We start from the raw sequence: 25,028 nt of genomic DNA, 5'->3' as shown, positions 1-25,028 counted from the left end.
CTGTAAATTAATGTTGGTAAGCAGCTTTCACTTGATCAATTCTTGAGGTTGCACCACGAAGAAGTAAATCACAAATAGTAAGTGCTGCCATAGATTCTACCACAACCACAGCACGTGCGACAACCGTTGGATCATGACGACCTTGAATAGAAACTTCTACATTTTCAAGATTATGATTAAGTGTTTGTTGAGGCTTAGCAATAGAAGGTGTAGGTTTAAAATGAGCACGGAAGACAACCGGTGATCCATCAGATAAACCACCCAGTATACCACCAGAATGGTTAGTATGTTTCAACACCCTTTTGCAAAGTGGATGAGCATTGCCTGAGAATCCATGACTTTTATAGTTTGCCTCGCCATAATGATCTAATTCAGTAGTGGTATAAAAAGCATCGTTATATGTAGAGCCTTTCATAGAGCTAGCCTTTACGCCTTCACCTACTTCAAAAGCTTTAACTGCATTAATACTCATAATGGCTTGTCCAAGACATGCATCTAGACGATCAAATACAGGTTCACCAATACCTACAGGTAGACCTGTAACTTGGCATTCTACTATACCACCTATAGAATCTTGTTCTTCTTTCATTTGGGCAATAAGCTTAAGGGCATCATTGGCCTTTTGGGCGTGAGGCATTGAAAGAAGATTATTGGCAATTTCGTTATAGTCTATTTCGTTATCATTAATAACAATAGACCCAAGTGCTTTAGTATAGGCCTTGATATGAATGCCAAGTTCATCTAAAATACGCATAGCAACACTACCAGCAGCAACACGGGCAGCTGTCTCACGAGCAGAGGCACGTCCACCTCCACGGTAGTCGCGATTCTCATATTTTAAGTGATAAGTGTAGTCGGCATGTGAAGGACGATAAATATCTTTGAGATGATCATAATTATGAGAGCGTTGGTCTTCATTACGAATCATAAGGCAAATAGGTGCGCCTGTAGTTTTGCCTTCAAATACTCCTGATAAAATTTCTATTTCATCAGATTCTTTACGCGCAGTGGCAATTTTAGTATTACCAGGTTTTCTTCTAACCATGTTCTTCATAATATCTTCCTTTGAAAGGGGTATATTAGAAGGGCAGCCATCGATAATGACACCAATGGCAGGGCCGTGAGATTCACCAAAAGTAGATACAGTAAAATGTTTGCCAAAAATAGAACCGGACATATGAAAACCTCCTATTAAGGATTTTTCTTAATTGTATCAAATTATTAGAATGTCTTCAATAACTGTGACTAAAAGTAGGGAAAAATGATAAAAATACAGGAGAGTATTCTTGTAATAACATACTTTTTCTTGTAAACTGTATGGTAGTATATGACAGATAGGAGATACACTAATATGTACGAACTATTAAAAGTAGAAGGCAGAGCAAAACGTGGTAGATTTCATACTGTACATGGTACAATTGAAACACCAGTGTTTATGAATGTAGCTACAGTAGCAGCGATAAAAGGTGCACTTGGTGCAGAGGACCTTCACAATATCCATACACAAGTAGCTTTATCAAATACGTATCATCTACATTTAAGACCAGGTGATAAAGTAATTAAAGAGCTAGGTGGATTACACAAATTTATGGTATGGGACAAGCCGATTTTAACAGATTCAGGTGGATTCCAAGTATTTTCACTTGCGGCTATGCGTAAGATTAAAGAAGAAGGCGTATATTTCTCTTCTCATATTGATGGTCGTAAGATTTTCATGGGACCAGAAGAAAGTATGCAAATTCAATCAAACATTGCTTCAACAATAGCAATGGCATTTGATGAGTGCCCACCAGCACTTGCAGACAGAGCGTATATTTTACCTTCTGTAGAGCGTACAACAAGATGGCTTAAACGTTGTATGGATGAGATGAACCGTCTTAACTCTTTAGAAGATACAATTAATAAACAACAAATGCTCTTTGGTATTAACCAAGGTGGTATTTTACCAGATGTACGTATTGAGCATGCTAAGGTTATTCGTGAATTTGATTTACCAGGTTACGCAGTAGGTGGACTTGCAGTAGGTGAAAGTCATGAAGATATGTACAACGTACTTGAAGCTGTTGTGCCTTATTTACCACAAAATAAGCCAACTTATTTAATGGGGGTAGGTACACCAGAAAATATTTTAGAAGCAGTTGATCGTGGTATAGATTTCTTTGACTGTGTATTACCAGCACGTAATGGTAGACATGGGCATGTTTACACTAACCATGGCAAGATGAATCTTTTCAATCAGAAATTTGAGAAAGATATGAGCCCAATTAGTGAAGAATGTAAATGTCCAACATGTCAAAAATACAGTAGAGCCTATATTAGACATCTTCTTAAAGCAAAAGAAATGCTTGGTATGAGACTTTGTGTTATTCATAACCTTTACTACTTCAACAACTTAATGACAGAAATTCGAGATGCATTAGACAAAGGTGAATTTGCTAAATACAAGGAAATGCGTCTAGAAGGATATAAAAACAAATAATTTATAATAATGGAGGAGAAAATTATGCAAACAGCATCAACAGGCGGAATGCTTATGTCAACAGTGCTTTACCTTGGATTTTTCTTTTTAATTATGTACTTCTTAATTATCCGTCCACAAAAGAAAAGAGACAAACAAGTAGCGGATATGCAAGGGTCTATCAAAGTAGGGGATGAAGTATTACTTACAACAGGTATTTATGGTAAAGTTGTAGATATCATCAATGACTTATTTATTATTGAACTTGGCCTTAATAAAAGTGTTCGTATCCCAGTTAAAAGAGTAGCAGTTGCATCAGTAGGTGCACCAAACCTTACAATCTCTAAAGCTGCAGAGCCAGTGGTAGATGATGAAGATGAATACGAAGAAGATGAATATGAAGAATACGAGGAAGAGGATGAGAAATAATCATCCTCTTCTTTTTCTAAGGAGTGAGTAATATGCTTGAAGATAACAAAATGTTAGAAGCAGCTAAGGTTGGCAAAGGAGCAAGTATTGTTTCCATTATTTTAATGCCTTTTATATTTACAATATTGCTTTCCGTAGGAATAGGAGTAGCATCTATTATAGGAGTTACCATCTTTGGAAATAATGAAACAGAACTTAGTCTTATTTATTTACAATACATGCAATATGCTATTTCCTTTGCAATAGCTGGAGGAGGTATTTTACTTTATGTTTCTTATATAGAGAAGCGTAAAGTAGAGAGTCTTGGATTCTTCAAAAATCATGTTATATCAAGTTATTTAAAAGGAATGGCTATAGCTGTTATTGGGATTTTATTAGTAATAAGTATTTTACAGTTTAAAGGTGAAATAACATTAACTGTATCTAATCTTCCTATAGGTATTAATGGCATAATACTTTTTGGCCTCATTCTTACGGCTTGGATTATTCAAGGAGCTGCAGAAGAGATATTAGTACGTGGCTATATGTTTCAATCTATTGCTGTAAAGTATGGCGTTTATAAAGGGATTATCTTCTCCTCAGTTGTTTTCTCGTTATTACATTTAGGGAATAGTGGTGTCACTGCTATCAGTTTAATTAATATTTTGATGTGTGGATTGATGCTTTGTCTGTTAGTCTTAAAAGAGGAAAATTTATGGGGTGCATGTGGATTCCATACAGCTTGGAATCTCTTTCAAGGAAATATATTTGGAATCAATGTGAGTGGAAATGTATTAGATGTTAGTTTATTTAAAACTCACATAGGAGAGGCTTCTATATGGAATGGTGGGCCTTTTGGAATGGAAGGAAGTATATTAACTACAGGTTTTATGATTATGGTAAGTGGTATATTAATATGGCAACTATCTAAAAAAACAGCATAAAGATTTCTTTATAAAAAGTTCTTAATTTATTAGGGTGGGCGTCATATTTTGTTAAAAAATTACAGGCATAATAATATATGAAGAGAAGAGATGTAGCAGAAATCTTCCCTAACAGTTGAAGCTACATAACTCGCTCTAAAATTAAAATCTCCCCATATTATTATCCCTTTTTCAGTTTGTATAATATAAACGGAAAACAAAGAAGACGCCATCCCCAAGGCGTCTTTTTTGTTTTGAGAGAAAGGTAACTTTATTAATTATAGATTAGGAAGTTCAATAAAATTAAGTTATTATAAATTTATCCTTGACTTTTGTAAAGAAACGGCGTATACTATAAAAGTATTCAGTAGTCAGCTATATCGCTTCACGTGTTAATTGAGATTCACATGTTATTAGAGATTATATATGTTACTTAATATAATCTGTAATATTATGTGAATTTTTTTTGTTTACGTAGATTACAGAAATTCATATTAGGAGGTACCGCACATGATGACAGGTACAGTTAAATGGTTTAACGCAGAAAAAGGTTTTGGATTTATTTCAAGAGAAGATGGAGATGACGTATTCGTACATTTCTCAGCAATTCAAGGAGATGGATTCAAATCTCTTGAAGAAGGACAAAAAGTAAACTTCGACCTTACTAAGGGTCCACGTGGCGCTCAAGCAGAGAACGTTACAAAAGCATAATAACTCAGCAGTTATTTTAAAGGCAGAACTTTGGTTCTGCCTTTTTTGCTTTATATTATTTTTTAGAGAGTATTATGTAATTCATTTTATGGACTAAGAAAGTTGTTAATTTATTAAAATTTCCTTCAAATCAAATTAACTGTAAGCCTTTAAAATAATATATGAAGAGAAGAGATGTAGCAGAAATCTTTCCTAACAGTTGAAGCTACATAACTCGCTCTAAAATTAAAATCTCCCCATATTATTATCCCTTTTTCAGTTTGTATAATATAAACGGAAAAAAAAGAAGGCGCCATCCCCAAGGCGTCTTTTTTTTGAGTAAAATAAGAACTAGAAATGCTTATGAAAATAATTTCATATTTTATCTAGAAAAGAAAATTGTCTTCATAACTTATTCAAGAGGATAAGTTATGATAGTTACATGAGCAGATGATGTATAGCATAATCTTCCCTAACAGTTATAGCTATAGATCTCACTCTGAGATTAAAATCTCCCCATATTATTTATCCCTTTTTCAGTTTGTATGAATATATAAACGGATCAAAAGACGCCTTCCCCAAGGGCGTCTTTTTTTGTGAAAAGGATTTCATATTTTTTTTGAAAAATGAAGATTATCTTCATAACTTATTCAAGAGTATGGATTAATATAGTCACATGAGCGAATGATATGTAGCCTAATCTTCCCTAACAATTAAAGCTACATATCTCACTCTGAGATTAAAATCTCCCCATATTATTTATCCCTTTTTCAGTTTGTATGAATATATAAACGGACAAAAAGACGCCTTCCCCAAGGGCGTCTTTTTTTATATCTATAATTCTTTATAAAAGGATTCCAACATAATATAGGCAAGTTCTTCTGTGCTAGGATGGTGAAGTTTAGCAAGAGGTAATCGTTTAATCTTAAAACGATGAGGATTCTTACGATAAGAAGGAGAAATCTTCAAGAGATGCTCTTCTATAGTCGTAATAAAAGAAGAAAGTGTATAAATTTCATATTTCTCAACAGAGCAACGTGTAGCAAGAGGTTCTAAAAGTGCAATGAGAATATCTTGGTAAGTTGCAGTAGGGGAAAGCTTAAGTAGATTAGCAAAGGTGGGAATGATTTTCTCAAAGAGCATACGTTTACTATTCATTTCGGGCAATTTAAGATGCTTACCAATTTCAAAAATAATCTCATCGGAGAGCGTTTGAAGCTTATTCCAAATTATTTCATCATCTACAGGTTCAATATAGTACCGCTGTCCTTTTAGGCCACGAATTACTTTTAAAGCATCATAATAGCCTAATTTAATATTTTGCTTAATAAGCTCATTAGTAAATAAGAGGGTTGTACCCAAATCTTCTGAAGGTAAAACATTAATAATCTCAGCATTATGTGGGTCGAGCTTTGAAAATTTATCACTGCTTGAAGTGCGTATAGCAATAATCTTATCATATCCTTTTCTAAGAAGTAGATTGACAGGACAATTATCATGAATGCCTCCATCTATATAGTACTTCCCATCTAGAGGGCAAAGTTTAAAGCCTGGAAAACTGGCACTTGCCATAATATAATCTTTAATTTTTCCATCAGGAATAAGTTCTTTATAAATTTCTACAGGTTTAAAGTCAGGAATAGATACAGTAACCATTCCAAAATCTCGGTTAGAGGTACGAAGTTTATCTTCATCTATAAGTTGATCTAAAACATTTCTTAGCTTTCCAGTATCAATACCGCCATTTTCAATAAATGCTTTTGCACGGTTTTTCAAATACTTAATCATATCTAAAGAGAGTTCACTCTGAACCATCTTTCCCATATACCCATCATCTATATCAAATAAGGTAGAGGGCTCTAAGTTAATCCAAAGCTCATAGAGTTTATTAAAGTCGCCTTGTGAAACTAAAGCACCGTTAAAAGCACCTATAGATGTTCCAACAACACCATCAAATTCATAGCCATTTTCAAGAAAGGCCTTAATAGCACCAATGTGGAAGGCTCCTTTTGCACCGCCGCCTTCTAAAGCTAATCCTAGCATGATTATCATCTCCATATAATTTACAGTTTCTAAATATACTCTAACAAATTGCTTTTATGCTGACAATCTATAATAATAGATTGTTTTATATATATGGAAGGTATTCTTTCCTATTAATAATGAGATTAGTAAAAATTGTGCTAGTCTGTTAAAGAATTTAACATAGATTTAACATAACTCAAATATGTTTTGAACATTAGGGGGGTATCCTTAATCTCGTAAATTACATAAGGGGGCAATAAAAAATGAAAAATAAATTTTTAAGAATATTAGGCGTAGCAACAATTGGAATGGCAATGTTAACAGGATGTTCAGGTGGTACAACAAGTACACCAGCACCAACAGGTTCAGCTACTGAAAATACACAAGCTTCTGATACACAAAAAGAAGATACACAAAAAGCAGGCGGTAAAGTTGTAGCAGTTGGTTCAACAACAGTAGCCGTACCAATGGAAAGCTTAGCAGAAAAATATAAAGAAGTTCAACCAGAAGTAGTAGTAGAAGTTCAAGGTGTAGGTTCATCTGCTGGTGTTAAAGCAGCACATGATGGAACAGCAGATATCGGTATGGTATCACGTGAACTTAAAGCAGAAGAAGAAAATGAAAACTTTGAAGTTACAACAATTGCATACGATGGTATTGCAGTAGTAGTAAACCCAACAAATGGTGTAACAGATTTAACAAAAGATCAAATTAAAGATATCTTTGAAGGAACAGTTACTAACTGGAGTGAAGTTGGTGGGACTGATCAACCAATCATCGTAGTATCTCGTGAAGATGGTTCTGGTACAAGAGGTGCTTTCGAAGAAATCCTTAAACTTGAAAAAGAAATCGATGGTAAAAAAGTTTCTTCTATGTCACAAGGTGCTCTTATCGCAGAAGGTAACGGTACAATGAAAGCAACAGTTGCTTCTAAAGAAGGTGCAGTAGGTTTCGTATCTTTAGGATTCATTGATGAAACAGTAAAAGCAATCAGTGTTGATGGTGTAGAACCAACAGTTGAAAGTGTAAAAGATGGCTCATTCAGTATTTCTAGACCACTTCTTATCTTAACAAGTAAAGAGGCTCCAGAAGTAACAAAAGAATTCGTAGACTTTATCTTAGGTGATGAAGGTCAAGAAATCGTTAGCGAAAAATATATCTCAGTTAAATAGAAAATATGATAAGGGGCTTTTAGCCTCTTATCCATTATAATTAATAAGGTGATCATGATGGATAGAATAATGAAGAAAGTGTTCTGGTGTTTTGCAGCTCTTACAATCTCAGTAGTTGCATTTATGGGATTCTATATCGTAGTCAATGGACTTCCATTCTTTCAACATACTAGTCTTTGGAAATTTTTAACCGGCACCAATTGGATGCCTTCAGGTGAAATCTTTGGGATTTTCCCAATGCTCGTTTCCAGCCTTTATGGTACGGCAGGGGCTATGCTTGTAGCCATTATAGTTGGAATTTGTACAGCAATTGTCTTAGTAGAAATTCTTCCTAGTAAACTCGCAAAAATTCTTTCAGCAGCAGTAGACTTATTAGCAGGGATTCCTTCAGTTATTTATGGATTCTGGGGGCTTATGGTAGTTGTACCAATGATTAATAAATTCTTTGGTGGAAAAGGAGCAGGAAGTAGCTTACTTGCTGTTATTTTCATCTTAGCATTAATGGTACTTCCTACAGTTATTCGTATGACAGAAGTAAGTTTAAGAGCAGTACCAAATGAATTTAAAGAAGGTGCGTTAGCACTTGGCGCAAGTAAATTACAATATATATTCAAAGTTCAGCTGAAAGCAGCTAAATCAGGAACTTTAGCAGGTATTATTTTAGCAACAGGACGTGCACTTGGTGAAACAATGGCTGTTATCCTAGTAGCAGGAAATACAGCATTACTTCCAACAAGCATTACTGACCCAGTAAGAACGCTTACAGCGAATATCGCAATCGAAATGGGTTATGCTTCAGGTATACATCAACAAGCACTTTTTGCAACAGGTATGATTTTATTCATCCTTATTATTGCAATCAACGTAATTACACATATAATCAATAATTATTCAGAAAGGAGGGAAGGCCGTGGAAGCAAAGCTTAGTGGTAATACGGTACAGGAAACTCCAGTAGCTGAACAAAAACCAGCGAAAAAGAATAATAATCCATTTAAATATGTTTCAACAAAAGAAAAAATTATTTATGGTGTTATTGGTTTAATTGCATTCTCTACATTTGCAATGCTTATTTGGATCTTATCTTATATCTTTATGAAGGGGATAGGTCATGTTAATATAGCAGGACTTATGCCAGCTATTATAACAACTATATATATGGTACTTATGGGGCTTGTAATTGCAGTACCAGTTGGAATGGGAACATCTATTTATCTAAGTGAATATGCAAAACAATCAAAATTCGTAAAGAGCTTACGTTTTGCTATTGAATGTTTAGCGGCTGTTCCTTCTATTCTATTTGGGTTATTTGGAATGATGTTCTTTGTAACACAACTCAAAATGGGCTACAGTATCCTTGCAGGGGGCTTAACAGTAGCACTTATGATCCTTCCAACAGTTGTAAAAACTACAGAGGAAGCTTTAAAAACAGTACCTTTAAGCTATAGAGAAGGTTCACTTGCACTTGGGGCATCAAAATTTGCAACAATCATGAAAGTTGTATTACCTAGTGCAGTACCAGGTATTTTAACAGGGATTGTATTTAGTACAGGACGTATCATTGGTGAAACAGCAGCAATTTACTTAACAGCAGGTATGGTATTTAGAGTACCTTCAAATGTTATGGAATCAGGTAGGACTTTATCAGTACACCTTTATATGTTAGCTAAAGAAGGTATTTCGTTAGAAGAAGCTTATGGAACAGCGATTGTTCTATTATTAGTAGTACTTACACTGAACTTATTAACTTATGTAATTGGAAGGAAGATGAAACATGGAAAATAACATTATAAGCGTATCGGATTTATCTTTCTACTATGGAGATTTCAAGGCGCTCAAAAATATAAATTTAGAAGTAAAAAAGAATGAAGTATTAGCTTTTATTGGACCTTCAGGTTGTGGTAAATCTACATTTCTTCGTATCTTAAATCGTATGAGTGATTTAGTTGAAGGCACAAAGGTTGATGGTAGCATTAAGTTTAAGGGGCAAGATATTTTTAATATGAACCCTATTGAACTTAGAAAAAAAGTAGGAATGGTATTCCAAAAACCAAATCCATTCCCAATGAGTATTTATGATAATATTGCTTACGGACCACGTATGCAAGGAATCAAAAAGAAAAGTGAATTAGACAAAATAGTTGAAGATAGTTTAAGAAAAGCAGCTATTTGGGATGAAGTAAAAGATCATTTACGTAAAAGTGCAACAAGTTTATCTGGTGGGCAACAACAACGTATCTGTATTGCACGTAGTATTGCAATGAATCCAGAAATCTTACTTATGGATGAACCAACATCTGCACTTGATCCAATTTCAACATTAAAAATCGAAGATCTCATTAATGAACTTAAAAAACAATACACAATTGTTATTGTTACACATAACATGCAACAAGCAGCACGTATTTCTGATAAAACAGCATTCTTCCTTTTAGGGGAATTAGTTGAAGTTGATGCAACAGATAAAATCTTTGACCAACCAAGAGATCAAAGAACAGAAGACTATATCACAGGAAGATTTGGCTAAAAGGAGTGGGGAATATGTCACCAAGAAGAGTATTTGAAAAAGAATTAGAAGATCTTAGATTAGAAATGATTAAGATGGGTAATCAAGTTGAGACACTTGTTGCTAATACCATAGAAGCAGTAACCGAGCAAAATAAAGAATTAGCAAAACAAGTTATTAAAAGCGATGACCTTATCGATGAGATGGAAGTAGAAATCGAGAAAAAATGTGTAAGTCTCATTACACATCAACAACCTATTGCTAGAGACTTAAGACTTATTATGTCTATGCTTAAAAGTGTAACAGATATGGAACGTATTGGAGATCACTGCGAAGATATTTGTACTTATAGCTTAACACTAGAAGATGGCGTATGGACTAAAGAAATCGCTTATAAACGTCATATTGAGAAAATGGCAACACATGTAAGAGAGATGCTCAGTAGAACTTTAGATAATTTCATGCAAAAAGATTTAGATAAACTTAAAGAGATTTGTGAGTATGATGATAAAATTGATGAAGAGTTCACTAAGATTTTCAAAGAGATTACTATTGAAATGAGTAAAAACAGTGAGTTTGTACCAAGCGGTGCAGCCTATATTATGATTGTTAAATACTTAGAACGTATTGCAGATCATATTACAAACATTGCTGAATGGTTAATTTACAACCTAACAGGTGAATTATAATAAAACAAAGCAGAGAGGGTATCGCATAAAGCGGTACTCTTTTCTATTTTTGTATATAGTGGATAACAAATATGCTATGCTAGAGAAAAGTTAATTTAATACAGTAAGATACAAGGTGAAGAAGTAGGAGAGACAATAGATATAAATCTAATAGGGTTAATATATATCTGAAATTAAGTAGGTAAAGTTTTTATTTATGTTATTTTATTAGATTTCATCTATAAAGAAAATAATAAAGCTCCTTGAGAATGCACTCAAGGAGCTTTATTACATATTAATCTTCAATACTATCGTCCATAGAATCTGCATCGCTAGGAGCAGCGTCTTGAACTTCGCCCATATCATCAGAGATAACAGTTTCAGATAAAACATCTTCAGCTAATGCATCGTCTGATTTGTCTTCAGCCATTTCTTCAGGAACTTCTTCAGTGATGGCTTCAAGAAGTGGGACTTCGTAAGTAGTTGTAAGGACTGCGTCATTCTTTTCAGAAAGAGCGGTCTTTACAGCATCCATTAGAATGCTTGTAGATGCAGTGACATTACTTGCATCAGGAAGTTCAACAGATTGAGTAGAAGTAATATAATCATTGACAAAAGAAATGCTATCATTTAAATCTGAATAAAGCATTCTTTCTGATTCGTCAAATCCTTCTAAAGCAATAGAAGCGATTTGTTTGTCTTTGATTTCTACTACTAAATCCATATCTGCGTCTGTGAAAGCAATGTTTGCTATGTACATACCATCCTCATAGCTGTTATCGGGTGCAAAGGTTGGTGTAGCATCGTTACTACCTTTCAGCATAAAGAAAGAAAAAGCAACGACAGCGACAACTAACATGATAAAAGGGATACGTAGATCTTTGAGTTTAAAGACCATAAATTTTGGACCAGACATTGTTACCCTCCTTTGAAATATGAAATGTCCTATTACATATATATGAAATAGGGACAAATATATGCTTGTATTATTTATAAAATAATTAAATAAATTTAATAGAGTTAGGTGAAATATAGAGAATGAATTAAATCGAACGTTAGGGTTTATAAAAAATAAAATGTTCGAAAAAACTATTGACCTAACCAAATTTCTCATGTAATATAACACTATGAGACATAAAGTCTAATAGGTCGTACATAAATATTAATTATAAACATTTAAAGGGGGTAGTTATTGTGGAGAAATTTTTCAAACTTCAAGAGAACAAGACCACAGTAAAGACAGAGATTTTAGCTGGTATTACAACTTTCATGACAATGGCTTACATATTAGCAGTTAACCCAGACATTTTAAGTGCAGCAGGTATGGATAAACATGGGGTATTCGTAGCAACAGTTCTTGCATCAGTTATAGGGACAGCTGTTATGGCACTTGTAGCAAACTATCCATTTGCACTTGCACCAGGTATGGGACTTAATGCATTCTTCGCATTTACAGTAGTATTAGGTATGGGGCATAGTTGGCAATTTGCATTATTTGCAGTATTCGTAGAAGGGATTATCTTCCTTATCTTAACAGCATTTAATGTTCGTGAAGCACTTTTCAATGCAATTCCAAAATGTATGAAGTATGCAGTTAGTGCAGGTATTGGTTTATTTATTGCTTTCATTGGTCTTAAAGGTGCAGGCGTTATCGTAGCAGATAGTGCAACATTCTTAGCACTTGGTAACATGACAACACCACAAACAGTACTTTGTATGTTTGGTGTAGTATTAATCGTAGTATTAATGAAGCGTAACGTACCAGGAGCAGTACTTATTGGTATCGTAGCAACTTACTTACTTGGAATTGGAGCAGAACTTATTGGTTGGTACGTAGTAGACGTTGAAGCAGGTGTTTACTCACTTATTCCTAACTTTGCATCAGGCCAAGGGTTATTCGGTGGACTTAGTGAAGTAGCTTTCAAATTCCCACCTATGAGTGAAGTATTTGGTAGTATAGATAGTATTTTAACTTTCGTAGTAGTAGTATTCTCATTCTTATTCGTAGATTTATTTGATACATTAGGTACACTTATCGGAGTAGCAGCAAAAGCTGATTACTTAGATGAAAAAGGTGAATTACCACGTGTAAAACAAGCATTATTTGCAGATGCAGTTGGTACAACAGCAGGAGCTCTTCTTGGTACTTCAACAGTAACAACATTCGTTGAAAGTAGTGCAGGGGTTATTGCAGGTGGACGTACAGGTCTTACAGGACTTTCAACAGCAGCTTGTTTTGCATTAGCATTATTCGCAGCACCAATCTTCATTGCTATTCCTTCTTTTGCAACAGCACCAGCACTTATCGTAGTAGGTGTTTTAATGCTTGAAAGTATTACAAAAGTAGACTTCAGTGATATTACAGAAGCTCTTCCAGCATTCTTAACACTTATCATGATGCCTCTTGCTTATAGTATTTCAGAAGGTATCGTATTTGGTGGTATCTCATATGTATTAGTAAAAGTATTCTCAGGTAAAGCAAAAGATGTAAGTATTGTTATGTACATTATGGCAGCTTTATTTGTAATCAAACTTATTATCTAATAGCTAACTAGTAGAATTTAAAATTAAATAAAGTTTCTATATGACTGACGGATTAGCAGAATGAACTGCGGGGAGTATAGAAATGGAAAGTCGACCGTCTGGGCACTACATAGTATATAAGTAGCGTCCAGACGGTCTTTTTATTGCTTTAAAATTACACAATAAAAATATATTTACAATTAAAAGGAGAGAGTCATGAGAGCATTAATTAGTGTATCAGACAAAACAGGAATCGTAGAATTTGCTAAAGAGCTTGTAAGTTTAGGCGTAGAGATTATTTCAACAGGTGGAACTTTTAATGCTTTACAAAACGCAGGCGTAGAAGTAATTGGTATTTCTGATGTAACAGGTTTTCCAGAATGTTTAGATGGTCGTGTTAAAACACTTCATCCTGCTATTCATGCTGGACTTCTTAATATTCGTGATAACGAAGAACATCAAAAACAAATGCAAGAATTAGGCCTTTCAAATATTGATCTTGTAGTAGTTAACCTTTATCCTTTCAAACAAACAATCCTTAAAGAAGGCGTTAAATTAGAAGAAGCAATAGAAAACATTGATATTGGTGGTCCAACTATGCTTCGTTCAGCAGCAAAAAATAATCATGATGTAACAGTAGTAGTAGACCCTACTGATTACGCTGTTGTATTAGAGGAATTAAGAGCAAATAACAAAGTAAGTGTAGATACAAACTTCTATCTTGCAACTAAAGTATTTGAACACACAGCAAACTACGATACAATGATTGCTAACTACTTAAGAGAACAACGTGGTGATTATAGTTTACCAAATACATTTACAATGACATTTGAAAAAGTTCAAGATATGCGCTACGGAGAAAATCCTCATCAAGGTGCAGCGTTCTATAAAGAAGTTGGAAAAACAAAAGGAACACTTGCTGATGCAGTACAATTAAATGGTAAAGAACTTTCATATAACAATATTAATGATGCAAATGGTGCACTTGAACTACTTCGTGAATTTAGTGAACCAGCTGTAGTAGCAGTTAAACATGCTAATCCATGCGGTGTTGGTGTAGGAAACAATGTACTTGAAGCCTACCAAAAAGCTTATACAGCAGATTCTGTTTCTATCTTTGGTGGTATTATTGTAACAAACCAAATAATTGATAAAGCAACAGCAGAAGAAATGTGTAAAATCTTCTTTGAAATTGTTATTGCGCCAGGTTACGAAGAAGAGGCACTTGAAGTATTTAAACTTAAGAAAAACTTACGTGTATTAAAACTTGAAAATATTACATACTCTGATCCACATGCATTAACAATGAAAAAAGTAGATGGTGGATTAATTGTTCAACAAAAAGACTTAGAACTTTTAATAGAAGAAGAGCTTAAAGTAGTAACAGAGCGTACACCTTCTGAAAAAGAGATGGAAGATTTACACTTTGCATGGAAGCTTGTAAAACATGTAAAATCTAATGGTATTGCACTTGCAAAAGATGGCATGTCAGTTGGAATGGGTGGCGGTCAAACAAACCGTATTTGGGCAACGACACAAGCTATCGATCATGGTATGGAATTCTTAGGAGAAGAAGGTGTAAAAGGTAGCGTTTTAGCATCAGATGCATTCTTCCCATTTGATGATTGTGTAAAGGCAGCAGCTGCAGCAGGTATTACAGCAATTATTCAACCAGGTGGTTCTATTCGTGATGAAGATTCTATTAAGGCATGTAACGAAGCTGGAATTGCAATGGTCTTTACAGGTATGAGACATTTTAAACACTAAACATAAAGATTCAAGATAGGGGGCTAAGTAATTTAGCGCCCTATTTCTTGTTTGTTTAAATAAACAACTGTCCAAATGCGAAGAATTTTGGAAGTAAAATTCTTAAGATAGAGAGATATAAGATTAAATGGAAAAATATAGAAATAAATCAAAAATTAACTTTAATTTTTAATTGAACCGTGGTAAAATAATAAGGTATTGGAGATTTTGTAAGGGGGGAAACCATGGATATTGATGCTAGAATGCATGGGATATCAAATGCACTCAAAGAACTAAAGAATTATACAGATGTAGAAGGGTTTGTAACAGATCTAGAGTATCATGTAGGACAATTATCTTATTTCTATGATGAATTAACACCTAAGCAAACAGGTGATCCATCAACTACATTTTATCGACCTAAGCATATACCTAAAGTACATCAAATTGCTTATTTTAATTTAACCAGGGGATTTCCAAAAGAACTCTATGGGGGACATTGGTGCTATGTATTTAAATACTTTAAAAGCAAGTTTGTTGTTATTCCAACAACATCTGTAAAAGCTGATTCATTACCACCAGATCCAGAGTTTCAATTGGATATAGCAGTAAATAACTTTAAGAACGGAATGCTAACAAGGCTACAGTTAAGTGATATGCGTACAGTAGACATACAGCGTCTCTATTGTGGAAAAGGTTTTTATGATGTAATTACAGATAGAGAATATATTGTACAAAACGTAAATAAGATGCTATTAGATAAATAATTATAAGATAATATAAAAAACTTTAGGTAATAAAAGGTAGGGGCCTTTTATTACCTATTTTTTGTATGAAATTGAAGCTAAAATGAATCAACTTAATCTGTAAGAATATTGTATATCGTCTAAAAAGAATATATAATATACAATGGAAGTCAAGTTCAGATGTGGAGGAGTTGCAGATGATTAAAACCACTATAGTAGGATATGGGAAAACACAAACTAAGTTAATGGAACATTATATGGATAGATTAGAGAAGTATTTACCTTTGTATTACCCTAATATATCTTGGCAGTTTCTAGATGTTAGGCTAAAAGAAGGTACGAGCAAGAAGTATAATGAAAACTTAAAATCTAAAGTTCTCGTTTATAATCCTAATATAGTCTTTGTTGAATTAAGTTTAGAAGAGCTTAACACCAACAATGCAACATTTGTTTCACTTGATACATATGAAAATGAATTAGATAACTTAATGAATGAGATTAAGTCTTCTAATAATAGAACAGGATTAAATGGATGTATGCCTATTCCTATACTTATTACACCTATCCCAATGAAAGAGAGCAAAGAGGATAGGGGATGTAGTAATAGTAGAATTAGCCAATATACATATAGAGCGAAAACAGTCAGTGCTAAGCACGACTGTCCTATTATAGATTTATTCAATATTATGAGAAAGCAGCCTCAGTATGAGGAACAATTTATAAATGAAGAAGGTACCGCATTAAATGAAAAAGGTGTAGACCTTTTATACGATATAGTATTTATTGAACTTACAAGACTTATTAATTATCAAGGGGTATTAAAGGATCGTTTTATCTCATAAGCAAACAGGGAACAAAACATAATGTTTTGTTCCCTGTTTGCTTTATTTACTAATGATATCAATAACAAAATGTAGTTTGCCTGATTGATGGATACGTTGGATACTAATAGTATAAGAGGTTTCATATTCTTTTAAAGTATCATCATTTCTATATGAAATACTATAAGCATCATGAAGCATTTCATTAGTCCTATTTGAAGAGCTAATAGTGAAAGGACTAAAGTATTTATCATCTCTTAAATCATGCTTATTACGATAGTATTCATAAAGAGCACGCATGATAGTTGTATCTACAGACTTTTGTAAGTCCATATCAGCTAGAGAACGTTTAGGATAATAAGTAGACCAAATCGTCGGATAAGTCCATTGATCCTCACCAAGTTTAAGGCGGATTGTACTTCCGTAGAAATCAATTTTTAGAGGAAGCGTTACAGTATCTGTAATTTGATTTGGGTACGTATGTGTATTAATGATACGGTAAGATACTTGGATATTATTATAAGGAGAAAAAGTTAGACGAGATCTTAGATAGTTAGTTACTTTAGTTTGATTAGAATTATCTAAGAAACTGATATAGTCCTTATTGGTAATAGCAGTATTAATAGCATTGGTAATCGTATCTTCTGTACTGAGGGCCATAATATGTTTAGGTAAATTGTTTAAGTTATAAGGGGATGGAATATAAGTATGTTCTTCAGGTGAATCAGAGTTACGTGAAAATAGAGTAGGGCAAGTAATTTGTATGTTGCCTTGTGCTATATCTAGATTATCTTTACCAAGGATTATCTCGAATAATTCAATAGGAACATAGACTTTATTATCTATTGCTACTGGTGAAGTCGATAATATGTACTTTTCTATACCTTTTGAAACAGTTTTGACATTAGCCTTTAATTCATAAGTTTTATCTTGAAAGTTTAAAACGTATGTTTCTTCATCTACAGTTACATGAGTAAATAAAATATTTGCGAGTTCATTTAAGTCCATATAGAGCGTATCATTCCTCTCAATCAGTGGTGTACTTAATTGATAAGAAATATCGTTCACTTTTAAAGTATATTGTGTATTAGCATATACTGGTGTCATGAGTAAGAGACAAAGGATGCAAATAAGTTTTATATAATTTTTCATAATACACCTCCAGGTAAATTATACCATATAACTAAAGTATTACGCAAATGTATATAAAGTATTGCAAATATTACAGTTCCAATTAATATGTACAAATGAAAAGAGGTTAGTATGTATGATTAATCATACATACTAACCTCTTTTAAATGCTCAAAGAAATGAGGATAAGAAATACGTACACATTCACTATTTTCTATCTCAGAAGGAGAAGAAGCCATCAGTGAAGCAACGGCTAAGCTCATAGCAATACGATGATCATCATAGCTTTCAAGCTTAGCACCTTGAAGAGGATAGCCACCTTCTATGATGAGCCCATCTTCTTGAGGCGTAATATGTGCTCCCATTTTAGTGAGCTCATTAGTCATTGTATCAATACGATTAGATTCCTTAACACGTAGTTCTTTTGCATCTTTAACTGTTGTAGTACCTTCTGCAAAGAGAGCAGCTACAGCAAAAGCAGGAATTTCATCAATCATGGTTGGGATAATATCACCACTGATTGTAATACCTTTTAAATGAGATGATTCTACAATCATATCACATACAGGTTCACCACAGAGTTCACGTTCATTTAGGCAAGTAATACGTCCACCCATTTCTAATAATGCGTCTAAGAGTCCGCGACGTGTAGGATTAATGCCTACATTTTTGAGGGTGAGCTTGCTGTTTGGAACGATTAATCCAGCTACCATAAAGAAAGCAGCAGAAGAAATATCACCAGGTACAATAACTTCACGACCTGTTAAATGACTATTAGGATGAACAGTTACACATTTACCTTCTGTCTCAATCTTAGCTCCGAAGGCTTTAAGCATACGTTCAGTGTGATCTCTAGAAATACTAGGCTCAGATACAGTAACAGGGCTATCTGCGTATAAACCTGCTAGAAGAATACAAGATTTAACTTGGGCACTAGCAACAGGTGAAGCATAGTTGATACCAGTTAATGTACTTGGTGTAATAGTTAGTGGACAGTAGCTATCATCTTTACCTTCAATATGAGCGTTTATAGCTTTAAGTGGAACCATAATACGATTCATAGGACGCTTTTGAATAGAAGCATCTCCAGTTAAAGTAGAAGTAAAAGATTGTCCAGCAAGAATACCAGAGATTAATCTAGTGGTTGTTCCGCTATTACCACAATCTAATATAGTATCAGACTTACTTAGGCCATGGAGGCCTTTTCCTTGAACTAAGATAGAGTCTGGACACATTTCAATATGAATACCTAATTGACGAAAACAACGAATAGTAGATAAACAGTCATCGCCCATTAGAAAGTTGTAAATACGTGTTTCCCCTTCCGCAATACTTCCAAACATAATACTGCGATGAGAGATAGATTTATCTCCAGGAATAGATAAAGTCCCCTTAAGAGATGATGCAGGTTGTATAATCATAACAAAACTCCTTTAATTCAAATATTAGCAATAGACCGTATAGTTGTGCTTAGTAAGTAATTGATGTGCTTTTTGCATATCATGCTTGTGACCAAAAGCAATACGGAGTACGCCGCTTGAAAATTCTCTGTGGTTAACAATGCCAATATCTTTAATATTAATACTGTGAGAACTAAGGAGTGTTGCAATGCATGCAATAATACCAGGTTCATCTTCTGCATCTACAAAGATTGTATATACTTTAGCAATGTCAGGTTTAATACCATCTTGGAAGGAGTCACGATAATTTCTAGCTTCATTAAAGAAGTCATAAAGATTATCAGCTTCTTCCATATCAAGTATATTTGAAAACTCACTTAAAGAGTCTATAAATTTCTTAAGGCAAGTTTGAATATTTGTTTTATTAGAGAGACAGATATCTTGCCAGATAGCCGGATTAGAGGAGGCTATACGTGTAATATCTTTAAATCCTCCAGCAGCTAATGTGTGTAAGAGATGCTCATCTCCATCATTATTTTTTACAAGATGGACCAAACTACTTGCAATAATATGTGGCAAGTGACTAACAGCAGCAGTAGCAAAGTCATGATAATCTGGTTCTAGAGTAATAGCAATAGCACCAAGACGTTCTATCATTTTTTGCATAATGAATAGAATAAAGTCAGGTGTCCCCTTTAATGGTGTTAAAATATAGTAAGCATTTTCAAAAAGATAGCTAGTAGAAGCTTCATAGCCTGATTGCTCAGAACCAGTCATAGGATGTCCTCCTATGAAATAGCACTTTTTAGGACTATGTGAAATAAGACGTCCTATTTTTTCTACAGTATCATGTTTTGTACTTCCTATATCAGTTAAAATACAGTCTTTAGAAACATAAGGTAGTAGCTTAGCTGCTACCTTATCAATAGCAGAAACAGGCGTACAAAGAAAGATAACATTACAATCTACGAAATCTTCACCTATTTCTACTGCAATATGGTCAATAGCACCCTCATCTAGAGCTTTAGCACAAGAAAGAGAATGGGTATCATAGCCAATAATATAACTATTTTGTGCATGAACTTTTTTGAGTGTCTTGGCAATTGATCCCCCGATAAGACCAAGACCGATGATACCAATACGCATTTAGATCGTTCTACCCATTGCCTCAGCTATTGGGCGAAGTTCATCCATAAGCACTTTGAAGTCTTGGGGATCAAGAGATTGAGGACCATCGGACAAAGCAATTTTTGGATTAGGGTGAACTTCTATCATAAGTCCGTCAGCACCAGCAGCAATAGCAGCTTTTGCTAGACTTGGAATATATGGACGCTTACCACAAGCATGGCTTGGATCCACAATGATTGGTAAGTGACTTTTTGATTTGATAACAGGAATAGCACTAATATCTAGTGTATTACGCGTTGCTGTTTCAAATGTACGAATACCACGTTCACAAAGAATAACATTTTGATTTCCTTCGCTCATAATGTATTCAGCAGCATTAAGCCATTCATCAATAGTAGCAGAAAGACCACGTTTTAAAAGTACAGGAATATTTGTTTTACCTGCAGCTTTTAAGAGCTCGAAGTTTTGCATATTACGAGCACCTATTTGAAGAATGTCTACATATTTAGAAGCAGTTTCTACTGCACTAATGCTTGTTACTTCACAAACAATAGAAAGTCCAGTTTTTTCCCTTGCTTCTTGCATATATTTAAGGCCTTCTTCTTCAAGACCTTGGAAAGAATAAGGTGATGTACGTGGTTTATAAGCACCACCGCGTAGTACAGTTGCACCACCCATTTTTACTGCATCTGCAGATTCAAGAAGTTGATCACGGCTTTCAATGGCACATGGGCCAGCCATAATGATAAGTTGTTTACCACCAACCTCACAGTTGCCAAGTTTGACTTTTGTTGGTTCCGGATGAAATTTAAGATTAGCTAATTTATAAGTCTCAGTTACAGGCACGATTTTATCTACTCCATTCAATGAACAAAGGCAGTCACTACTTAATAAAGATTTATCTCCAACAACACCAATAATCGTTACAACAGCACCTTGAGAAATATGTGCTGAAAGGCCAGCGTTTTCTATTTGCTTAACGGCTGTATTAATCTCATCTGATGTTGCAGTATGTTTCATAACAATAATCATAGTACAAACCTCCTTTTATAACCCTATTTTACCTTTTATAGATCTATTGTACAATGCTAAAATCTTGAATGTCAACGGTCGGAGAATTGCAAAGCAGGGAAAAAGCTTGCAATCAAAGACTTTTAACGAAAAGTGACTTTTTATGCAAGCTTTTTAAAAATATATCATATTAATTATTGATAATATGCAAGTTGTAATGAATAAACTTGCATATTAATTCTTTTTAGACTTGTTTTTTCTAAAGAATAAATAAGAATAAAGTATAGGGAAAAATAACAGTACAAAAGAGATAATGGTCATGATGGTAACAAATTGAGTAGGTACAAATCCGGTTATGATAAAGCAGATACCTGCAAAGACAAAACAGTATCCACCAACACGATGTGTAGCACGCCAGTTAGCTTCATCATTATAAGTCCAAGGTACCTTAATACCTAGTGTATAGTTTTGTTTAATTTGTGGCATGTAGTTTCCTATAACAATAAAAAGAATACCAGTAAGAGGTGGTACAATTTTATTAACAGAAAGGGTTAAGCCAAGGGCAATCCCCATAGTTACCCAGTGAATAATAATGAGTAGGAGAAGAATAAATAAAATAAAGATATTATAAGCTTTACCATGTTTTAAATAAGCATCTCCTTTTGGATCTATCTTAGGAACCACTTTTAGAAAAGCTAACATTAGGAGTGGTAAAATAGCTGTAAAAAAAGCAAAACTACGAGGACCATAGTTATCAATTTCACCTGCACTATTAAAATGAATAGGTATTTGAGCTGGTAATTGATTGTATAGACATACAGTAGCAATGAAAGAAATGATAGTTATAATAGCGATGCTTATAATCATAGGATTTTTGGTTTTCATAATCATTTATCCTCCTTATTCATTAAATCAAAAAAGAATGTAAGGGCATCTTGGAGTGTTGTTGTATTTAAAGAATAAATAACACTTTGACCTTGTTTTTCAGATGTAACGAGATTTGCTTGTTTAAGTAAGTTCAAATGGTGACTAATGGATGGTTTTGCCATATCAAAGTGTTCTGCAATTTCGCCAGCAGAGAGATCACCATTTTTGAGAAGCTGAATAATCCTTCGTCTAGAAGGGTCTGATAAAGCTTTAAAAAGATCATTCATAGGTAGTACCTCTTTCTCTAAAATAGTTGACTTTAAGATAAATCGTATTATAATGTTAGGTGATTAGATAAATATCTAAATATCTAATTAAATGATATACCTTTTTATTTAAAAATGCAAGCCGTAAAAGGAAAGGGAAGTGAATACTATGCTTAGTATTAGACATTTTTCAAAAGTATATAAAGGTGGAAAAAAGGCAGTAGATGATTTGAACCTTCATATAGATAAGGGAGATTTATATGGCTTTATAGGTCACAATGGAGCAGGGAAAACAACAACTTTAAAGGCAGTCGTTGGGATACTTGATTTTGAAGAAGGAGAAATAGAGATAGACGGAACATCTATCCTCAAAAATCCTCTTGAATGCAAATCTAAGATTGCTTATATACCTGATAATCCGGATTTATATGAGCATTTAACAGGCATACAATACTTAAGTTTTATTGCAGATATATATGGCGTAGCAAAAGAAGAAAGAGAGTCACGTATTAAAAAATACGCTGACCAATTTGAGCTAACAAGTAGCTTAGGAGACTTAATTTCCTCCTATTCACATGGGATGAAGCAAAAATTAGCCATTATTGCAGCCTTAGTGCATAAACCTAAATTACTTATATTAGATGAACCTTTTGTAGGACTTGATCCGAAAGCAGCTCATACGTTAAAACAAATTATGCAAGAGGTGTGTGCTGAAGGCGGTGCTATATTTTTCTCTACCCATGTATTAGAAGTAGCAGAAAAGTTATGTAATAAGTTAGCAATTATTCAAAAAGGGAGATTAGTTGTTGCAGGCAAAACAGAAGATGTTAAAGGTAATCAGAGCTTAGAAGATTTATTTATGGAGTTGACACGTCATGAATAAGGTATGGTATCTATTTAAAATCCAATTAATGGCTACAGGTAATATTAATAAAATGCTTCATGAGAATGATCCTAAGAAGAAAACAAAAGTTTTAGGTATGAGCTTTTTATTTTTATTAATAGGCATGATGTTTGTTCTTATGTCGGCTACATATAACGGTATTCTCTTATTCAATTTATTAGAGTGGAATATGGAATCCTTATATTTGCCACTTGTTATGACCCTTACCAGTATGATTTTGTTTCTTACAACAATTTATAAGGTAAATGGTGTACTATTTAGTTTTAAAGATTATGATCTATTAATGAGTTTACCTATTAAGACATCTTATATTATCGCTAGTCGTATCATTTGGCTATATAGTATGAATTTCTTATTCTTAGCGATTATTATGATACCAGCAGGTGTACTCTATAGCATAATGGTACAGGCGAGTATAGGTTTTTGGATTAAATACATTATAGGACTTTTATGTGTACCTTTTATTCCAATTATATTAGGTGCTATTATTGGAACAATTATTACTGTAATTGCTTCAAAATCTAAGCATACCAACATTATTAGCATAGTCTTATCAATGGCAGTAGTGGTCGCAATATTTGCAAGTACAGGAACAATAGGGCAAGCAACTGAAAGTGCATTAGAAAATATGGATGTAGTGGGGCAAATGTTAGAAGGATTTATACAGAAAGTCTATCCATTTGCACTCATGTATGGCAATGGTGTTTGTAGTAATCAAATAGGAGGTTTGCTAGTATTTATAGTTATCTCATTATTAAGTTTTGGTATATTCATAGTCATATTGGGAAGATACTTTAAACAGATTCAAACAAGACTTGCAACTTCTGGCACTCATACAGTATATAAATTAGGTGAGCTCAAAGGTACATCCCCTTTAATGGCACTTTATAAGAAGGAACTAAGAAGATATTTTAGCTCTAGTTTATATGTAATGAATACAGCAATAGGGTCTGTACTACTTCTAATATTTGCTATTAGTCTATGTTTCTTTGATATGAGTGAGATTGAAAGCGCACTGGGTGTCTCTAATATAGGAATATATGTAGGGCAATTTGCACCTATTGTTGTGGCGTTCTTTATGGTCTTAACATGTACAACAGCTTCCGCTATTTCATTAGAAGGAAAGAACCTATGGATTTTACATTCTTCACCTATTCCAATAGAAAAGATATTTATAAGTAAGTTACTCATTCAACTTACAATAACAGTACCAGCGATTCTAGTAAGTGGTATTATTATGATTTTTACATTCCAATTAGATCTTGTACAAAGTATACTAGTGTTTGTCATTCCACTTATATACTCTACTTTGATAGGTATGGTAGGGCTTAGTATGAATTTAAAATACCCTAAGCTAGACTGGACAAGTGAAGTGCAAGTGGTTAAACAAGGCGCACCAGTCATGCTTACGATGGTAATAGGATTGTTAAGTATAGTTATTCCTGTTGGTCTTGTGATGGTCCTACCAGGGATAGCTCAAAATATGAGATTAATCATCCTTACGGTGTTGCTAATCGGATTGACTTTAGGAAGTTATAAGTATTTGAATACTAAAGGAGTAGCATATTTTAAAGCGTTATCATAAAAAATAGTCTATAAGACATGAAAAGAGGTATATAACGAGAGGAGAATCTCTC

General features: G+C 33.9%; 24 protein-coding genes and 1 riboswitch. Of the genes, 15 read left to right on the top strand and 9 right to left on the bottom strand.

The annotated features are described in order from the left end of the window. Positions 1-7: 7 nt before the first annotated feature. Entirely contained in the window at positions 8-1,177 is a 1,170-nt protein-coding gene (aroC, locus tag PBV87_RS11360; RefSeq protein ID WP_271012361.1) for a chorismate synthase, read from the bottom strand. A gap of 174 nt (positions 1,178-1,351) precedes the next feature. On the opposite strand from aroC, the gene tgt reads away from it, so the two are divergent. The 4 genes from tgt (at position 1,352) to PBV87_RS11340 (ending at position 4,500) form a co-directional block, all read left to right on the top strand. Further along, the gene (tgt, locus tag PBV87_RS11355) at positions 1,352-2,479 is read left to right on the top strand and encodes a tRNA guanosine(34) transglycosylase Tgt (protein WP_053986231.1); all 1,128 of its coding nucleotides are present in this window, start codon (positions 1,352-1,354) and stop codon (positions 2,477-2,479) included. A 24-nt stretch (positions 2,480-2,503) separates the two neighbouring features. Beyond that, entirely contained in the window at positions 2,504-2,887 is a 384-nt protein-coding gene (gene yajC, locus PBV87_RS11350; protein WP_271012360.1) for a preprotein translocase subunit YajC, read from the top strand. A gap of 32 nt (positions 2,888-2,919) precedes the next feature. Next, positions 2,920-3,810 carry a CPBP family intramembrane glutamic endopeptidase gene (locus PBV87_RS11345; protein ID WP_271012359.1) on the top strand — a complete coding sequence of 297 codons (891 nt, stop codon included), beginning with the start codon at positions 2,920-2,922 and terminating at the stop codon, positions 3,808-3,810. Positions 3,811-4,299: 489 nt separating this feature from the next. Next, entirely contained in the window at positions 4,300-4,500 is a 201-nt protein-coding gene (locus tag PBV87_RS11340; RefSeq protein ID WP_053986228.1) for a cold-shock protein, read from the top strand. An 813-nt stretch (positions 4,501-5,313) separates the two neighbouring features. Here the strand turns inward: PBV87_RS11340 and PBV87_RS11335 are convergent. Continuing rightward, entirely contained in the window at positions 5,314-6,522 is a 1,209-nt protein-coding gene (locus PBV87_RS11335) for a patatin-like phospholipase family protein (RefSeq protein ID WP_053986227.1), read from the bottom strand. A 245-nt stretch (positions 6,523-6,767) separates the two neighbouring features. On the opposite strand from PBV87_RS11335, the gene PBV87_RS11330 reads away from it, so the two are divergent. The 5 genes from PBV87_RS11330 to phoU are packed head-to-tail and all read left to right on the top strand — an operon-like array spanning position 6,768 to position 10,869. Next, positions 6,768-7,676, top strand: a complete 909-nt coding sequence (locus tag PBV87_RS11330) for a phosphate ABC transporter substrate-binding protein (RefSeq protein WP_053986226.1) — start codon at positions 6,768-6,770, stop codon at positions 7,674-7,676. Between the two features lie 57 nt (positions 7,677-7,733). Then, a complete protein-coding gene (gene pstC / locus PBV87_RS11325) occupies positions 7,734-8,603 on the top strand; it encodes a phosphate ABC transporter permease subunit PstC (protein ID WP_242847704.1) in 870 nt (289 codons plus the stop codon). Beyond that, the gene (gene pstA / locus PBV87_RS11320; protein ID WP_082238895.1) at positions 8,587-9,459 is read left to right on the top strand and encodes a phosphate ABC transporter permease PstA; all 873 of its coding nucleotides are present in this window, start codon (positions 8,587-8,589) and stop codon (positions 9,457-9,459) included. Before pstC ends, pstA begins: the two co-directional genes overlap by 17 nt. Next, positions 9,449-10,201, top strand: coding sequence for a phosphate ABC transporter ATP-binding protein PstB (pstB, locus tag PBV87_RS11315; RefSeq protein ID WP_053986224.1), 753 nt, complete (start codon positions 9,449-9,451; stop codon positions 10,199-10,201). The genes pstA and pstB overlap by 11 nt, the downstream gene beginning before the upstream one ends. 14 nt (positions 10,202-10,215) lie before the next feature. After that, positions 10,216-10,869: a phosphate signaling complex protein PhoU gene (gene phoU, locus PBV87_RS11310; protein ID WP_271012358.1), complete on the top strand. Its 654-nt coding sequence runs from the start codon at positions 10,216-10,218 to the stop codon at positions 10,867-10,869. Positions 10,870-11,143: 274 nt separating this feature from the next. Here the strand turns inward: phoU and PBV87_RS11305 are convergent, their stop codons facing one another. Next, positions 11,144-11,671 carry a hypothetical protein gene (locus PBV87_RS11305; RefSeq protein ID WP_271012357.1) on the bottom strand — a complete coding sequence of 176 codons (528 nt, stop codon included), beginning with the start codon at positions 11,669-11,671 and terminating at the stop codon, positions 11,144-11,146. A gap of 368 nt (positions 11,672-12,039) precedes the next feature. On the opposite strand from PBV87_RS11305, the gene PBV87_RS11300 reads away from it, so the two are divergent. The 4 genes from PBV87_RS11300 (at position 12,040) to PBV87_RS11285 (ending at position 16,705) form a co-directional block, all read left to right on the top strand. Beyond that, on the top strand, positions 12,040-13,392 hold the full coding sequence (locus PBV87_RS11300; RefSeq protein WP_053986221.1) for an NCS2 family permease: 1,353 nt from the start codon (positions 12,040-12,042) through the stop codon (positions 13,390-13,392). Between the two features lie 30 nt (positions 13,393-13,422). Further along, a riboswitch (ZMP/ZTP riboswitch) is annotated at positions 13,423-13,503 on the top strand. An 84-nt stretch (positions 13,504-13,587) separates the two neighbouring features. Further along, entirely contained in the window at positions 13,588-15,138 is a 1,551-nt protein-coding gene (gene purH, locus PBV87_RS11295; RefSeq protein ID WP_271012356.1) for a bifunctional phosphoribosylaminoimidazolecarboxamide formyltransferase/IMP cyclohydrolase, read from the top strand. A gap of 224 nt (positions 15,139-15,362) precedes the next feature. Beyond that, a complete protein-coding gene (locus PBV87_RS11290) occupies positions 15,363-15,884 on the top strand; it encodes a hypothetical protein (RefSeq protein ID WP_053986219.1) in 522 nt (173 codons plus the stop codon). Between the two features lie 176 nt (positions 15,885-16,060). Then, positions 16,061-16,705, top strand: a complete 645-nt coding sequence (locus PBV87_RS11285; protein ID WP_271012355.1) for an SGNH/GDSL hydrolase family protein — start codon at positions 16,061-16,063, stop codon at positions 16,703-16,705. A 42-nt stretch (positions 16,706-16,747) separates the two neighbouring features. On the opposite strand, the gene PBV87_RS11280 is transcribed toward PBV87_RS11285, so the two are convergent. The 6 genes from PBV87_RS11280 to PBV87_RS11255 all read right to left on the bottom strand — a co-directional run bounded on the left by PBV87_RS11280 (position 16,748) and on the right by PBV87_RS11255 (position 22,508). Further along, entirely contained in the window at positions 16,748-17,836 is a 1,089-nt protein-coding gene (locus tag PBV87_RS11280) for a stalk domain-containing protein (protein WP_271012354.1), read from the bottom strand. A 119-nt stretch (positions 17,837-17,955) separates the two neighbouring features. Further along, the gene (gene aroA, locus PBV87_RS11275) at positions 17,956-19,236 is read right to left on the bottom strand and encodes a 3-phosphoshikimate 1-carboxyvinyltransferase (protein WP_271012353.1); all 1,281 of its coding nucleotides are present in this window, start codon (positions 19,234-19,236) and stop codon (positions 17,956-17,958) included. 24 nt (positions 19,237-19,260) lie between these two features. Further along, positions 19,261-20,361, bottom strand: coding sequence for a prephenate dehydrogenase (locus PBV87_RS11270; RefSeq protein WP_271012352.1), 1,101 nt, complete (start codon positions 20,359-20,361; stop codon positions 19,261-19,263). Then, positions 20,362-21,375, bottom strand: a complete 1,014-nt coding sequence (aroF, locus tag PBV87_RS11265) for a 3-deoxy-7-phosphoheptulonate synthase (RefSeq protein ID WP_053986213.1) — start codon at positions 21,373-21,375, stop codon at positions 20,362-20,364. Between the two features lie 213 nt (positions 21,376-21,588). Further along, positions 21,589-22,239, bottom strand: a complete 651-nt coding sequence (locus PBV87_RS11260; protein ID WP_198524961.1) for an SdpI family protein — start codon at positions 22,237-22,239, stop codon at positions 21,589-21,591. Positions 22,240-22,241: 2 nt separating this feature from the next. Then, a complete protein-coding gene (locus PBV87_RS11255; protein ID WP_053986211.1) occupies positions 22,242-22,508 on the bottom strand; it encodes an autorepressor SdpR family transcription factor in 267 nt (88 codons plus the stop codon). 148 nt (positions 22,509-22,656) lie between these two features. Between PBV87_RS11255 and PBV87_RS11250 the strand changes: the two genes are divergently transcribed. Both PBV87_RS11250 and PBV87_RS11245 read left to right on the top strand, forming a co-directional pair. Continuing rightward, positions 22,657-23,370, top strand: a complete 714-nt coding sequence (locus tag PBV87_RS11250) for an ABC transporter ATP-binding protein (RefSeq protein WP_271012351.1) — start codon at positions 22,657-22,659, stop codon at positions 23,368-23,370. Continuing rightward, complete coding sequence (locus tag PBV87_RS11245; protein WP_271012350.1) at positions 23,363-24,976, top strand: putative ABC transporter permease subunit; 1,614 nt, start codon at positions 23,363-23,365, stop codon at positions 24,974-24,976. The genes PBV87_RS11250 and PBV87_RS11245 overlap by 8 nt, the downstream gene beginning before the upstream one ends. The last annotated feature ends 52 nt before the right edge of the window (positions 24,977-25,028 follow it).

It is taken from the genome of Holtiella tumoricola (genome assembly GCF_027857615.1).
GTDB classification, from domain to species: Bacteria; Bacillota; Clostridia; order Lachnospirales; family Cellulosilyticaceae; genus Holtiella; species Holtiella tumoricola.
This window is presented reverse-complemented; position numbering and strand designations above follow the sequence as displayed.